This is a genomic window from Winogradskyella luteola (assembly GCF_019203985.1).
GTDB lineage: Bacteria > Bacteroidota > Bacteroidia > Flavobacteriales > Flavobacteriaceae > Winogradskyella > Winogradskyella luteola.
Window position 1 is genome coordinate 18,482 of the sequence record NZ_JAGSPD010000013.1, and the last position, 14,684, is coordinate 33,165.

General features: G+C 35.1%; 12 protein-coding genes. All 12 read left to right on the forward strand.

The genetic code is table 11. The features are described from left to right. The first annotated feature begins 38 nt into the window (after positions 1-38). The 12 genes from porV (at position 39) to KCG49_RS13845 (ending at position 14,676) form a co-directional block, all read left to right on the forward strand. A complete protein-coding gene (gene porV / locus KCG49_RS13790; protein ID WP_218547304.1) occupies positions 39-1,268 on the forward strand; it encodes a type IX secretion system outer membrane channel protein PorV in 1,230 nt (409 codons plus the stop codon). A gap of 81 nt (positions 1,269-1,349) precedes the next feature. Continuing rightward, on the forward strand, positions 1,350-1,832 hold the full coding sequence (gene cdd, locus KCG49_RS13795) for a cytidine deaminase (RefSeq protein ID WP_218547305.1): 483 nt from the start codon (positions 1,350-1,352) through the stop codon (positions 1,830-1,832). Positions 1,833-1,923: 91 nt separating this feature from the next. Next, positions 1,924-2,922, forward strand: a complete 999-nt coding sequence (gene pdhA / locus KCG49_RS13800) for a pyruvate dehydrogenase (acetyl-transferring) E1 component subunit alpha (RefSeq protein ID WP_218547306.1) — start codon at positions 1,924-1,926, stop codon at positions 2,920-2,922. Between the two features lie 4 nt (positions 2,923-2,926). After that, positions 2,927-4,564, forward strand: coding sequence for a pyruvate dehydrogenase complex dihydrolipoamide acetyltransferase (locus KCG49_RS13805; RefSeq protein ID WP_218547307.1), 1,638 nt, complete (start codon positions 2,927-2,929; stop codon positions 4,562-4,564). A gap of 47 nt (positions 4,565-4,611) precedes the next feature. Then, positions 4,612-5,352 carry a hypothetical protein gene (locus KCG49_RS13810; protein WP_218547308.1) on the forward strand — a complete coding sequence of 247 codons (741 nt, stop codon included), beginning with the start codon at positions 4,612-4,614 and terminating at the stop codon, positions 5,350-5,352. A gap of 66 nt (positions 5,353-5,418) precedes the next feature. Then, positions 5,419-6,384: a M28 family metallopeptidase gene (locus KCG49_RS13815; RefSeq protein WP_256260020.1), complete on the forward strand. Its 966-nt coding sequence runs from the start codon at positions 5,419-5,421 to the stop codon at positions 6,382-6,384. Beyond that, complete coding sequence (locus KCG49_RS13820) at positions 6,377-7,060, forward strand: SDR family NAD(P)-dependent oxidoreductase (protein WP_218547310.1); 684 nt, start codon at positions 6,377-6,379, stop codon at positions 7,058-7,060. Before KCG49_RS13815 ends, KCG49_RS13820 begins: the two co-directional genes overlap by 8 nt. An 89-nt stretch (positions 7,061-7,149) precedes the next feature. After that, on the forward strand, positions 7,150-9,918 hold the full coding sequence (locus KCG49_RS13825; protein ID WP_218547311.1) for a T9SS type B sorting domain-containing protein: 2,769 nt from the start codon (positions 7,150-7,152) through the stop codon (positions 9,916-9,918). Positions 9,919-9,922: 4 nt separating this feature from the next. Next, positions 9,923-10,831, forward strand: coding sequence for a PorP/SprF family type IX secretion system membrane protein (locus KCG49_RS13830; protein WP_218547313.1), 909 nt, complete (start codon positions 9,923-9,925; stop codon positions 10,829-10,831). Between the two features lies 1 nt (position 10,832). Beyond that, the gene (locus KCG49_RS13835) at positions 10,833-12,875 is read left to right on the forward strand and encodes an OmpA family protein (protein WP_218547314.1); all 2,043 of its coding nucleotides are present in this window, start codon (positions 10,833-10,835) and stop codon (positions 12,873-12,875) included. A 122-nt stretch (positions 12,876-12,997) separates the two neighbouring features. After that, positions 12,998-13,594, forward strand: a complete 597-nt coding sequence (locus KCG49_RS13840; protein ID WP_218547315.1) for a SprT-like domain-containing protein — start codon at positions 12,998-13,000, stop codon at positions 13,592-13,594. Further along, on the forward strand, positions 13,594-14,676 hold the full coding sequence (locus KCG49_RS13845) for a mannose-1-phosphate guanylyltransferase (RefSeq protein WP_218547317.1): 1,083 nt from the start codon (positions 13,594-13,596) through the stop codon (positions 14,674-14,676). Before KCG49_RS13840 ends, KCG49_RS13845 begins: the two co-directional genes overlap by 1 nt. Positions 14,677-14,684: the final 8 nt, after the last annotated feature.

Here is a 14,684-nt window from a genome sequence, read left to right on the forward strand (position 1 = left end):
TAATGCCAAGTATTTAGCGTTAATAATCAATAATGAACATGAATAAATACGTAATAACCCTTATCACATTAGTAACCTTAAACCTATCTTTTTGTCAGGAGACCATTACTTTTCCAGACCAGTCTTCTGTTATAACAACTGGTGTCCCATTTATGTTAATTGCCCCAGATGCAAGATCAGCAGGAATGGGTGATATGGGGGTCGCTACTTCTGTAGATGGATTTTCACAACAATGGAATCCTGCTAAGTATGCCTTTTCTGAAGCTAAATCTGGTGTAAGTTTAAGTTATACCCCTTATTTAAGTAGATTGGTAAATGATATCTCAATCAGTTATGCCACCTACTTCAACAGATTAAACGAATATAGTGCCGTATCAGCAAGTTTTAAGTATTTTAGTCTTGGGGAAATTACACTTACTCAAGGGGAAGACGATCCTGGTATTAATGTTAAGCCAAATGAATTTACAGCAGATGTTGCTTACACCTTACGCTTAGCAGATCAGTTCGCAATGTCTGTAGCAGTACGCTATTTAAGATCGGATTTAAGAATCGATCAAGTAGATCCTAATGCAGATGCGGCCAGCACATTTGGTGCTGATATTACAGGTTATTATCAAAGTGAAGAAGAAGCCTATAATGATTTCAATGGTAGGTGGAGAGCAGGTTTTGCAATTCAAAACTTAGGCCCAAAGTTCAGTTATGATGATGGCGGAAGAGAGAATTTTCAACCTACAACATTACGTCTTGGGGCAGGTTTCGATTTTATATTCGATGAGTATAGTAAATTAGGCATAACGGCTGAGGTTGCAAAACTTTTGGTACCTACACCACCAAAATTTGGTTTTGTTGATACTAATGGGGATGGGGAACAAACGGATGATGATCCAACTACTGTCGATATTGATGAAGGTGAACCTACGATTATTACCCAAGGTCAGGATAATGATGTAAGTTTTTTAAACGGGGTATTTCAATCTTTTGGTGATGCACCGGGTGGGTTTAGTGAAGAGTTGAGGGAGTTCACATGGGCTTTGGGAGCAGAATATACTTACCAAGAGAATTTTGCTTTCAGAGCAGGTTATTTTAATGAGGCCGAAGATAAAGGAGCGCGTAAGTTTTTTGCAATTGGAGCAGGGTTTAAGTACACTACAATCAATTTAGATCTTTCGTATTTATTCTCAGCATCTAGGGTACAGAGCCCGTTAGAAAACACATTGCGTTTTTCGCTTACATTTAATTTTGGAGATGGCGAGTATGATGAGTATTAGAAATTATTAAATAATCATTGATATTAAAAACTATTGTTTTACAGAAAGCAATAGTTTTTTTGTCTAAAACAATATTGAAATATGAAGGAAGTAAAGATAGAAACCAAATTGCAGGTTTATAACGATATTAAAGAGCTTCCAAAAGATATTCAAAGATTAATGGATTCGGCAATTGAAGCTAGGGATAACGCCTATGCTCCTTATTCTAAGTTTAAGGTCGGTGCTGCAATATTACTAGATAGTGGAAATGTTGTCATTGGCAGTAATCAAGAAAATGCGTCTTACCCCTCTGGTCTTTGCGCAGAACGTACAGCAATCTATTACGCTGGTGCTAAACACCCTAAAGCCAAAATTCTAAAAATGGCATTAACAGCTTCGTCACAAAATCAAGTTACAGACACTCCCATTCCTCCATGTGGTGCTTGCAGGCAAGCTATTGCTGAATATGAAATTAAACAAGATCAGTTTATTGAAATCTATTTTATGGGAGCAAAAGGAAAGGTTGTGAAATCAAATTCATTGGCCAATTTGTTGCCATTAGGTTTTGATAGAAGTTTCCTATAACGTTTTCGCGGAAATTTTACGATTTTCAGTTTCTTCATTACTATCTAATATGTTATTTTTGTTATTCTGATTAAACGAATGAATCTAAAAAATGCAAAAAATAACTAAAGAGGTTTACCTAAAGTGGTACGAGGACATGCTATTTTGGCGAAAGTTTGAAGATAAACTTGCAGCCGTATACATACAACAAAAAGTTAGAGGGTTCCTTCATTTATATAATGGTCAAGAAGCAGTTCTTGCTGGTGCGTTGCACGCTATGGATTTAACCAAAGATAAAATGATTACTGCTTATCGTAACCATGTGCAACCTATAGGCATGGGAGTGGATCCAAAACGTGTGATGGCAGAATTGTATGGTAAAGCAACTGGTACATCTCAAGGTTTAGGTGGGTCGATGCATATTTTTTCTAAAGAACATCGTTTTTATGGAGGACACGGTATTGTAGGTGGGCAAATTCCTTTAGGGGCTGGTATTGCTTTTGGTGATAAGTATCACGATAGTGATGCAGTTACTCTATGTTGTTTTGGAGACGGTGCGGCAAGACAAGGATCTTTGCACGAAACTTTTAACATGGCAATGCTTTGGAAACTACCAGTAGTTTTTGTTTGCGAGAATAATGGTTATGCCATGGGAACTTCAGTAGAACGTACAGCGAACCATACAGACATTTGGAAGCTAGGACGTGGTTACGAAATGCCTTCTGGCCCAGTGGATGGAATGAACCCGATTAAAGTTGCAGAAGCATTCGATGAAGCTATACAACGTGCAAGAAACGGTGGAGGACCATCTTTCTTGGAAGTAAAAACCTACCGTTATAGAGGACACTCTATGTCAGATGCACAACATTACAGAACAAAAGACGAAGTAGAAGAGTACAAAAAAATAGATCCAATTACACAGGTAAAAGACATCATCCTTGAGAAGAAGTATGCTACTGAAGATGAGATAAAAGAAATTGATAAACGAGTTAAAGCCCGTGTCTCTGAATGTGAAAAATTTGCTGAAGAATCACCTTATCCAGATAAAAATGTGATGTATGATGCAGTGTACGAACAAGAAGATTATCCATTTATACCACATAAATTATAGGGCTATGGCAGAAGTAATAAATATGCCGCGTTTGAGCGATACCATGGAAGAAGGAACTGTGGCGACTTGGCTGAAAAAAGTTGGCGACAAAATTGAAGAAGGGGATATTTTAGCAGAAATAGAAACTGATAAAGCCACTATGGAGTTTGAATCTTTTAACGAAGGTACGTTACTTCATATAGGCATTGAAGAAGGCGAGACTGCTAAAGTAGATACGCTTTTGGCAATTATAGGAGAAGAAGGAGAAGATATTTCAGACTTATTAAATGGAAGTGCATCTGGAGGAGAGGAAGAAACTGTTGATCAGAATGATAACGGAGAACCTCAAGAAGCATCAGTAGATGACAAATTGGATAATTCTAAATCTGCCGATATACCAGAAGGAGTTATAGTTGTAACCATGCCGCGTTTAAGCGATACTATGGAAGAAGGAACAGTGGCAACTTGGTTGAAGAGCGTTGGCGAAGAAGTAGAAGAAGGGGATATTTTAGCTGAGATTGAAACAGATAAAGCCACAATGGAATTTGAATCTTTCCAATCAGGAACATTATTGCACATTGGCTTGCAAGAAGGTGAATCTGCCAAAGTAGATGCTTTATTGGCCATTATTGGCCCTGCAGGTACAGATGTTTCAGGTGTAGCTAAAAACTTTAAAGTTAGCGGAGACAAGCCAAAAGAGGAATCTAAACCAGAACCTAAAAAAGAAGCTCCAAAAGCTGAAGCCAAAAAGCAAGTAATGAGCTCATCACCATCTTCGAATTCTGTTTCAAGCTCAACTTCAAACGGAAGACTATTTGCTTCACCTTTAGCCAAGAAAATGGCAGAAGAAAAAGGGATTAATCTGTCTCAGGTTAATGGTTCTGGTGAAAATGGCAGAATTGTAAAACGCGATATAGAAAACTTTACACCAAGTGCAGCACAGCCATCTGCGCAAGTTGCTAAATTTATTCCATCAGGACAAGAAGATTTTGATGAGGTGCCAAACTCTAATATGCGTAAGGCTATTGCCAAAAATTTGGCGAAATCTAAATTCTCTGCACCACATTATTATTTAAATGTGGAGTTTGATATGGAAAATGCCATTTCTTTTAGAGCGCAGTATAATTCAATGCCAGACACGAAGATATCATACAACGATATGATTGTTAAGGCTTGTGCGTTGGCATTACGTCAACATCCACAAGTTAACTCACAATGGTTTGATGACAGAATGCAGTTAAACAACCATGTACATATTGGTGTCGCGGTTGCTGTGCCAGACGGTTTAGTTGTACCTGTGGTTAAATTTGCCAATGAGCAAAGTTTAACACAAATAGGTGCTGCAGTAAAAGAATTTGCAGGTAAGGCTAGAAACAAAAAATTGACTTTGGATGAAATGGAAGGCAGTACCTTTACCATTTCCAATTTAGGAATGTTTGGTATAGAGAGTTTTACATCTATTATCAATCAACCGAATTCAGCAATTTTATCTGTAGGGACTATTGTGTCTAAACCAGTAGTGAAAAATGGACAAGTTGTTCCCGGTAATACAATGAAACTTACAATGGCTTGTGATCATAGAACAGTTGATGGTGCAACAGGAGCACAATTCCTTCAAACACTGAAAGGTTATATTGAGAACCCAGTAACTATGCTAGTCTAAAAAAGGAATATTCCTAAAAACTTAATTCATCAAATAAAATTTAAACTATGAAAAGCTTTAAAGTAGCAACCATTTTTTTATTAATAATTGCTTCGGGTATAGTAAATGCACAGAAGAAAAAAGTAGCAGTCATTACCTTTTACGCAGACAAGGTCATTGATCTTTCAGAAGTTGATGCTTCAGCAGATTTTATTGCTAAAAATACCAAACTTAGTGATGATCCAAACTTTAATCTAAGTAAGCCACTTGGGAATTTTCATGAAGCATTTTTTAATAATTATGTAGGTGAGTTTGATTTTGAACTTATCCCAGAAGAGACAGTTTTACAATTACCTGAATATAAAGAATTTGAGGCGGCTTATGGTAATTACAAAAATATTGGTAACCAAGATGCTCATGAAGTTATTGATGGATACAAAGTTGTACAATCGTATGGCAGTAGGCTAGAGGTTAAAAACCTTAAGCCACTTGCTGAAGCTTTAGGAGCAGATGCAGTAATGTTTGTGAGGTTAAACTATAAATTCAATAAAACTGGTATTGGAAAACTAGGTTATTATAGTGTTCAGGCATCAGTTGGTATCGATTTGTTTTCAAAAGACAATAAAAGTATTTTTCAATTTAGCGAAATAGCTGGTTCTAAGAAAAAGGCAGTTATGGTAGGAGGTATTCCTGTAATGACACCAGAAAAAATTCAGCCTATGTGCGAGAGTGCGACTGAAGAACTTATAAAAGATATGAACAAGAAAATTGAAAGACTCGCTAAGAAAGCTAATAAAAAGCTTAAATAACAGTCACACAATTTAAACCTAACCTGTTTCAAAACCATTGAGCAGGTTTTTTTATTTTTAAATATTATGATCAAAAGAATATGTTCTGTTTTAGCTATAGTGTTACTACTGTCTTGCGGAGTAAAGCAAAAAGGAGCTGATGGTAAGTCCGCTGAAAAAATTGAGATTACTGCGGCTGATATTAAAGAAAGCATGGAGTATCTAGCATCCGACGAAATGCAGGGACGAGCAACTGGTAGCGAAGGCATAGAAAAAGCAGCCGTATTTATTGAGAATTATTTTAATACCAATGGAATAAAACCTTATTTTGAAACTTATCGAGATACCTTCAAACTTGGTGAAATTATAGGCTATAATGTAGTTGGTATGATTGAGGGCAATGATTCTGAGTTGAAAAATGAATTTATAATTTTGGGTGGGCATTATGACCATATAGGTAAAGGCAAAGAGGTCGAAGGAGATAGTATTGCAAATGGTGCCAATGATGATGCTTCCGGAACTATAGCTGCTATGGAATTAGGTAGATATTTTTCAAAATCTAAAACCAATAAACGCAGTGTTTTAATTACTTTATATTCAGCAGAAGAAATGGGATTAAAAGGCTCTGCTCATTTAGCAAAACGCCTAAAAGAGGCAGGTTTAGATGCTTATACCATGATAAACTTTGAAATGATCGGTGTACCAAGAGCTGCTGATAAACCCTTAGCGTACATGAGTGGTTTCAATCGTTCTAACTTTGCGCCCTTATTAAATCAATACGCAGGTGAGCAGATTGTGGGATTCTTTCCTAAAGCAAAAGAATTTCAACTGTTTTTTAGATCAGATAATTTTCCATTCTTTAAAGAATTTAATATGCCGGCACATGCCATTTCAACTTTCGATTTTACAAATTTTGAGTATTACCATCATGTAGATGATGAGCCAGATAAAATGGATTATAATCATATGGCGAGTTTTATCAATAAAATGATACCTGCTTTGGAAGGTATGATGAATGCAGCAACAAAAGAAGTTGTTTTAAGCGATGAGTAAAAATATAATTATTACAGGAACAAGTAGAGGAATAGGTTTTGAGTTGGTACATCTCTTTGCCAATCAAGGTCATAATGTATTGGCATTATCTAGAAATGCACAACCTGTAAACAACCTACATTTTGAAAACATTACCTCATTTGCTTTTGATTTGTGCAAAGCAGAGGATTATAAGAACGTTGAAGATTTTATTACCAAAGAATGGAAACATGTTGATATACTCATTAACAATGCAGGCACACTTTTAAACAAACCTTTTGCGGAAACTACATTTGAAGATTTTGAATACGTTTATAGAACCAACGTATTTGGAGTTTCGGAAATGACAAGGATTGTATTGCCCTATATGAAACAAGATGGTCATGTGGTTACCATAAGTAGTATGGGAGGCATTCAAGGTAGTATGAAATTCCCAGGTTTAGCAGCTTACAGCTCTAGCAAAGGAGCAGTAATCACCTTAACCGAATTATTAGCAGAAGAGTACAAGGAGATAGGACCGCAGTTTAATGTTTTGGCTTTGGGAGCTGTGCAGACCGAAATGTTAAAAGAGGCGTTTCCAGATTATCAAGCCCCAACTACAGCTTTAGAAATGGCAAACTATATTTATGAGTTTGCACTTAATGGTAATAAGTACTACAACGGTAAAGTATTGCAAGTCTCTAATTCTACGCCTTAACATCAGTTTGTGTTTTATTTTGTTAATAACTATTCTTGCCAAGTTGTGAGATTTATTTTAATAATTTAAATTGCCAAAAATATAAAGTCTTGCGATTCAATAGAACTACCTTCTTCTTTTTAGTATTATGTATTTCAACACTAACATTTGTACAAGCGCAATGTAATCTTGTAGAGACCATTGTTATTTGTGATATGACGCAAATAGACAATGACAATGACGGTTCTCCAGACGGTATTATTAATCTCTACGACGAGTATACAAATCTTACAGGTAATACTATACAAGCTGGTACTTGGTTTGATCCTGGCTTCAATTTTGCATTAAATGAAGCCACAGGAGATTTGTTTCTTTGGGATTTAAACGAATCCTCAACAACAACTACAGATTATCAGTTTGAATTGACTAATGCTAATTGCGGATCAGATATTGCTTTAACTATTAACTTAGTATTGGGGCCGTTTTCAGGAATTGCACTACCTACTAACTTAGAAGATGTTAACGTTCAGGTTTGTGATGCTGGTTCAACACCAATAGATGTTTGTGTAGCTCTTCCCGATATGGATCTTTTTGAAGCTTTAGAATCTTTACCAAGCCCTCATGCAAATGGAGAGTGGATTTATGAGGGAAGTAGTCCAAATTTCAATAATATTAACGGATCTGAATTATTTGTGACAGTGCCTTATGCGCCAGGTCCTCCTTTAGTGGATGAAGAAACGTTTGAATTAGTTTACAGAGTTGAAGGCATTGCACCTTGTGACCTTATCCAAGAAACCAGAGTGAAAATTTCTGTTGTTAGACAGGTGTTTTCTGGCTTGGCCCAAAATCAAAGAATTTGTGAAACCTCGATCTTAAATGGAGATTTTGATAATGATATTGACTTAACAGATGATCAATTTTTAATATTTGAAGATATTGAAGGTACCTGGGAAATGGATATGTTTGGGCAAGTAACTTCATTAGGGGATTCAGAAGTAAATATAAACAGCATCTATCAACAGATCATTGCCAATAATGTAAGGTTTGGATGTGTTGATGTAGACTTTATGTATTCTGTGGAGCAAAGATCTGGTGTTTGTGAAGATACAAATACAACAATTAGTTTTAAGTTGTATGAATCCTTAAGACCATTTTCTCAATCTAATTTTCCAGAGTTTTGTGAAAACGATCCATCTATACCAACTACCATTAATTTATACGACCAACTTACGTTCACGACAGAAAATGGTGTGCTATTCGATTATCCTTCTGATGCATGTACACAATGGAGTTTACTGTCAGGGCCTTCTAATTTAGGCTTAGTGAGTAATGGCGGAGGTTGCACACCGACACCAGGATATTCTCATCTAGGATCTATTAGTTTAGCTGGTGCTGAACCTGGGACTTATGTTTTTCAATATACTGTTAGTCCTGAGGTAAATTGTAACCCAGATAATTTTTCAGCTTTAGATTACTTAGATGCTTGCACAAGTGTAGCAGACACTTCAGGGTTTTGTAATGCCGAAACTGCTGAAGTTGTTATTGTTATTTATCCCAAAAACTATGCAGGTGAAGACACTATGGGTATAGAGTTTTGTGAATCAGATATTACAGGACCTATCGATTTAATTTCATTATTGCAGACCAATGGCGTAGATGACCCTATTTATCAGGGACCTTTAGGAGTCTGGACAGATTTAGATACAGGAAGTATAATTACTAACCCTTTTATATTGCCTACAATTACAGGTCAGCAGACCTTCAACTTTATATACAATACAACTACGGCAAATAATTGTTTGGATAGTGCGACCTTGACTTTTACAGTCTTTGAAGAATACAGCCCGGGTGTAGGTTCAACATTAGATGTTTGTAATGATGAGAATGCTTTTAACTTATTTGATGTTTTAACTGATAATCCAAGTACAACTGGGACATGGTCTGGGCCAAATGATTTTGTGTCTACCGATAATAATGTAATTTTTGACCCGGCAACGTCAACAGCTGGCGAGTATATCTATACAGTGCCAGATAATGGATTATGCATGGGTGGTGAAACTTCTATAACCATAACCGTTCTTTCTAATGCCAATGCAGGAAGTGATATGATGGCAACATTATGCCAATCTGACTTACAAATAGACTTATTAAATTTATTGGATCCTCAAGCAGATTTTGGAGGCACATTTATTGATTTGGACAGTACATCTGCTTTAAATGGTAGTATTTTGGATGTTACTTCGCTAAATGAAGGTTCTTATGATTTTGAGTACCAAGTTCAAGGTAATACGCTTTGTGATCCAGACAGTGCGCTAATAACTATTGAAGTTTTAGATATAGCTTCTCCTAATGTGGAAGACCAAACATTTTGTTTAATTGATGGTGCTACAATTGCAGATCTAATTGTTACCAGTAATGATGCACAATCCTTTAATTGGTATGACGATGCCAGTTCAACAAGTATTCTGCCAGCATCGACATTATTAGTTAATAATGAAGATTATTTTGTAACCACAATAGATGATAATGGTTGCGAGTCTGATAGAGTTTCTATGGTTGTAATGCTATTGCCTCTAAATGACGATACTTGTGATGACTGTGAAATCAACGATGGTATTTCCGATAATGGAGATGGTGACAATGACGTTTTAGACCTTTGTAATTTGCCTGTTGTTTTTCCAAATTTTGAGCTCGAAATATTCAACAGATACGGAACGATAGTTTTTAAAGGAAATAGAAATACAGAATTGTTTCATGGAGAATCTAATGTATCATTGACGTTGGGAGATCGTCTTCCGTCCGGTGTATATTTTTATGTTTTCAACCCTAATGATTCAGCAGCAGAACCTTTTCAAGGGCACTTTTATTTAAGCAGATAATTATATGAGATTGTTAATTGCCATAATAACCGTATTGTTTTTTGGGTTTGTGTTACAAGCACAGCAAAACCCACATTATACGCAATATATGTACAATATGAATGTGGTAAATCCTGCGTATATGATTAACGAACCTGGCATAGTAGAAGTTGGTAGTTTATATCGTACACAATGGGTTGGTATTGATGGAGCTCCAAAAACAGGAAATATTTTTGCAAATATCCCCATAAATGATAAAATAGAATTAAGTGTTAATTATCTTAATGATAGAATTGGTGATGTTGTCGATCAAAATTTATTCAATATCGATTTTGCATACAGAATAAATCTAACAGAAGACTTAAATCTATCCTTTGGTCTAAAGACAGGCATAGATAATTTAAGGTTCGATTTTTCAGACACAAATGTAAGTTCAGATAACCTTTTTGAGAGAACGAGCAAGACCGTTTTAAATATTGGTGCAGGAGCATTTTTGTTTAAGGAGGAGTTTTATGTTGGCTTATCATCTCCAAACTTAATACCTAGTGATTTAGACGTTAATAACGATGCATTATATCAAAATGCTATTCATGTATTTCTAATGGGAGGCTATGTATTTAATTTAAATGATGATTTTAAGCTCAAACCATCAACAATTGTAAAGATGGTCGCTGGTGCGCCATTAAGTTTTGATATCTCTGCTAACGCACTTTACTTAGACCGTTTTGAGCTTGGTGCTTCTTATCGTTATCAAGATGCCATAACAGCATTGGCTGGTTTTAAGGTAACACCGAATTTACGATTGGGTTACGCCTACGATTTCAATACAAGTGTACTTAACGATTTTAATGACGGAAGTCACGAATTTATGTTAACCTATAGATTTGATGTTTTGGGATTAAGTAAAAAATATTCATCTCCAAGATTTTATTAATATGATAAATAGAATTATTGTCATACTAAGTATACTATTTGTACAGGTTGTCACTGCACAACAGAAGACTAGGGCAGATCGCTTTTTCGAAAAAGGAGATTACATCAATGCGGCTTTGTATTACGAAGAAGAGCTCAAAAAAGAACAATCTAAAAAAGCACTCGAAAATATTTCATTAGCTTATTATAATACTTTTGAATACCGTAAGGCAGCACGATATTTAAAGCAATTAATCAACGGTAAGTTTTCTGAAAATGATAAGAGCTACGATAATATATACAATTTTAAACTCTACCAAACATTATCAGCATTAGGTGAATACGATACAGCTATTAACTATTTAAAACGGTTTAAAGCTAATAACAATATAGAGATAAATACTGATGAAGCCATAGAAACTATAGAAACCTTTAAGCTGAAAAACCCTGATTATATAATTGAAAAATCGCAATTCAATTCTACAGCTTCAGAGTTTGGTGCCGTTAAATTTGGGGATAGTGTATATTTTACTTCAGATAGAGAAACAAAATCACTTTTTGGTAAAACATACAAATGGACGCATCAATCCTTTTTAGATATTTATGCTGTTAAGGTCAATGAAGATTTAGGAGTAGTGAGTGAGGTAAAACCAATGCCAAAACCGATAAACAGTAAACTGCATGAAGGCAATTTTTGTTTTACCAAAGATGGTAATACCATTTACATTTCCAAGAGTAATGTCTTAGATGGCAAAAAACAATTTGATGATAATGATAACAACAATATCCATCTATATAAGAGTATATTTTCAGATGGGAAATGGTCAGAATTAGAAAAACTGCCATTTAATACAGATGGGTTTTCGTACCAACATCCAGCATTAAGTCCAGATGGTTCCAAGTTATATTTTTCTTCAAACAGAGAAGGTGGTTTTGGTAATTTTGATTTGTACTATGTTGATATAAAACCATCAGAATACAGCGAACCTATTAATTTAGGCGCAACAATAAATACCGAAAACAGAGAACACTTTCCTTTTATATCGGATAAAGGTCACTTATTTTTTGCATCTAATGGTCATTTAGGCTTAGGTATGCTCGATAATTTTGTGTCTGAGTTTATTGAAGGAAAATTTGAAAGCCCAGTAAATCTTGGTGTTCCGATAAACTCTCCTTATGATGATTTTAATTTGATTTATCACAATTCGCAGGAAGGATTTTTTGCATCTAATAGAAATAGAAGAAATGATGATATATTTTTATTTGAGCAAACAGGCGAAATTTTTATAAGAGAATATATAAATAATTTTGAAATTAGAGATGCAGAAACCAAAGCACTGATTCCAAATACTGAAGTAGAGCTTTTAGATAAAAATACCGAAGTATTGTATAATAATACTTTAGGGGAAACAGCAAGTTTTAGTAAAAATCTGCTAGAAGGCAATTATATATTACGGGCTAAAAATGAAGACTATATTTCTAATGTCTTAAATGTAAAAGTGCTTGAAAAGCAAGACCAACAACATGTTTTGTTTTTAAAGAAATTACCACCGCCTCCACCTCCACCTCCTGTTGATCCTGTGGATATTATAATAGCAGAAAAAGGAATTGATAAGGAATTGGAAGAAAAAGATCCAGAACGCTTTAAATTACTCACTGACCCAGAAGGACCGCCAGTTGTAGAAAAAGATGGGAAACTGTTTTTTGAATTGAAACCTATTTATTTCGATTTCGATATGTGGAATATCCGTCAGGATTCTAAAGTAATCCTAGATGAACTAGCAAGTAAGCTAGAACGTTATCCAAATGTTCATTTAAAAATAAGCTCGCATACTGATAGTAGAGGTACAGCAAGATATAATCAAATACTGTCTGAGCGCCGTGCAGAATCTACGAGGAATTACTTGGCCTTAGAAGGCTATATCAATGCAAGACGCTTACAATTTGAAGGCTTTGGCGAACTACAACCCATTGTGTCTTGCCCTTTAAATAATTGTACAGACGAAGAGCACCAACTTAATAGACGCAGTGAGTTTGAAATCATTGAGTATAAAAAAGAAGAGTAATTACCTTGCTTCTATACTTTGATTAATTTGTTTTATCTTTTTAATATCTGTCGGTAAATAACTGCGTATAACCACTAAACCGAATTGAGAAAGTAAAATAATAATCTGTTATTTTTGTCGCAATGCAAACACAGCTTTCAGACTTTATTCCAAAAAATGCGCAGCCACATGTTATAGCTTTATTGGCAAAAGACAATTTAGTAGTAAAAGTTAGTAAAGAGCGGAAAACCAAGCACGGTGATTACAGACAATTGCCGGACGGGAAGCATCAGATTACCATTAATTCTAACCTTAATTCTTATAGGTTTTTGATGACGCTGATTCATGAAATTGCACATTTCGAGGCTTACAGTAAATATGGACATTTAATTAAACCTCACGGAAGGGAATGGAAACACACCTTTCAACATTTAATGCTGCCATTTTTAAGGCCAGAGATTTTTCCGATGGAATTATTACCGCTTTTGGCAAAACACTTTAAAAACCCAAAAGCATCGAGCGATACGGATACGCAACTTGCCTTAGCATTAAAGCGATTTGACGAAGGAGAGAAAAAAACCTATGTTTTTGAAGTACCTTTGGGAAAAGCTTTTAAACTTTATAACGGTAGAGTTTTTAAAAAGGGAAACAAAAGAAGAAAACGCATTGAATGTGTAGAAGTTAAAACAGGTAAGTTATATTTGTTTAACCCCAATGCTGAGGTAGAAATTATTAGTTGATGAAAAATAAAAATTATTACGCTATACTAATGGCAGGTGGAGTAGGCTCACGGTTTTGGCCAGTAAGCACGCAGAACTTTCCTAAACAGTTTCATGATATGTTGGGTACTGGTGATACCTTAATTCAAAAAACATTCAATCGTTTAGCGAATTTAATTCCTGAAGAAAATATTTTTATCCTTACAAACGAGCGTTATAAAGATTTGGTTTTTGAACAATTACCTAATGTTACCAAGCGTCAGGTTGTTTTAGAACCTGCCATGCGAAATACCGCTCCGTGTATTTTGTATGCGTCTTTAAAAATTCAAAAAGAAAATGAAGATGCTACAATGATTGTAGCACCAAGTGACCACTGGATAGAGGATGAAGATGCTTTCTCTAAAAACGTTAAAAATGCTTTTGATTTTTGCGAATCTAACGATGCCTTAATGACTTTAGGTATTACACCAACATTTCCAAATACAGGTTATGGTTATATCGAATTCAATGAATTAAATTCTTCAAACATTAAACCTGTTAATCAATTTAGGGAAAAACCAGATTACGATACAGCAAAATCTTTTTTAGAGCAAGGTAATTTCCTTTGGAATGCTGGTATATTTATGTGGAGCGTAAAATCGGTAGTTTTAGCCTTTAAAAACAATCAGCCTAAATTATATCAATTATTTGCAAACGGTTATAATGTTTATAATACGGAGTTTGAAGATGACTTTATAAGAGATAATTACGGAAAAGCCGAAAATATTTCTGTGGATTACGCTTTAATGGAAAAGAGCAATAATGTTTATGTGATTCCTGCTACTTTCGATTGGAATGACCTCGGAACTTGGGGAAGTCTTTATGATAAGTTAGATAAAGATGAAAGCAACAATGCCATTGTAAATGCTAAAGTGCTTGCTGAAGATGCATCTGGCAATATGATTAGGTCTAAAAAAGATAAAATTGTAGTTATAGATGGTTTAAAAGATTATATCATTGTGGATAAAGACGAAGTTTTACTTATCTTTCCTAAGGCTAAAGAACAAGATATTAAAAAAGTACTCCAAAGTGTAAGGGATACGTTTGGTGAATCTTTTGCCTAAATTGTTAT

What these genes read in the sequence shown, in the direction of transcription:
- porV (WP_218547304.1), top strand. Translation starts at nt 39, where the DNA reads ATGAATAAATACGTAATAACCCTTATCACATTAGTAACCTTAAACCTA.
- cdd (WP_218547305.1), top strand. Translation starts at nt 1,350, where the DNA reads ATGAAGGAAGTAAAGATAGAAACCAAATTGCAGGTTTATAACGATATT.
- pdhA (WP_218547306.1), top strand. Translation starts at nt 1,924, where the DNA reads ATGCAAAAAATAACTAAAGAGGTTTACCTAAAGTGGTACGAGGACATG.
- KCG49_RS13805 (WP_218547307.1), top strand. Translation starts at nt 2,927, where the DNA reads ATGGCAGAAGTAATAAATATGCCGCGTTTGAGCGATACCATGGAAGAA.
- KCG49_RS13810 (WP_218547308.1), top strand. Translation starts at nt 4,612, where the DNA reads ATGAAAAGCTTTAAAGTAGCAACCATTTTTTTATTAATAATTGCTTCG.
- KCG49_RS13815 (WP_256260020.1), top strand. Translation starts at nt 5,419, where the DNA reads ATGATCAAAAGAATATGTTCTGTTTTAGCTATAGTGTTACTACTGTCT.
- KCG49_RS13820 (WP_218547310.1), top strand. Translation starts at nt 6,377, where the DNA reads ATGAGTAAAAATATAATTATTACAGGAACAAGTAGAGGAATAGGTTTT.
- KCG49_RS13830 (WP_218547313.1), top strand. Translation starts at nt 9,923, where the DNA reads ATGAGATTGTTAATTGCCATAATAACCGTATTGTTTTTTGGGTTTGTG.
- KCG49_RS13835 (WP_218547314.1), top strand. Translation starts at nt 10,833, where the DNA reads ATGATAAATAGAATTATTGTCATACTAAGTATACTATTTGTACAGGTT.
- KCG49_RS13840 (WP_218547315.1), top strand. Translation starts at nt 12,998, where the DNA reads ATGCAAACACAGCTTTCAGACTTTATTCCAAAAAATGCGCAGCCACAT.
- KCG49_RS13845 (WP_218547317.1), top strand. Translation starts at nt 13,594, where the DNA reads ATGAAAAATAAAAATTATTACGCTATACTAATGGCAGGTGGAGTAGGC.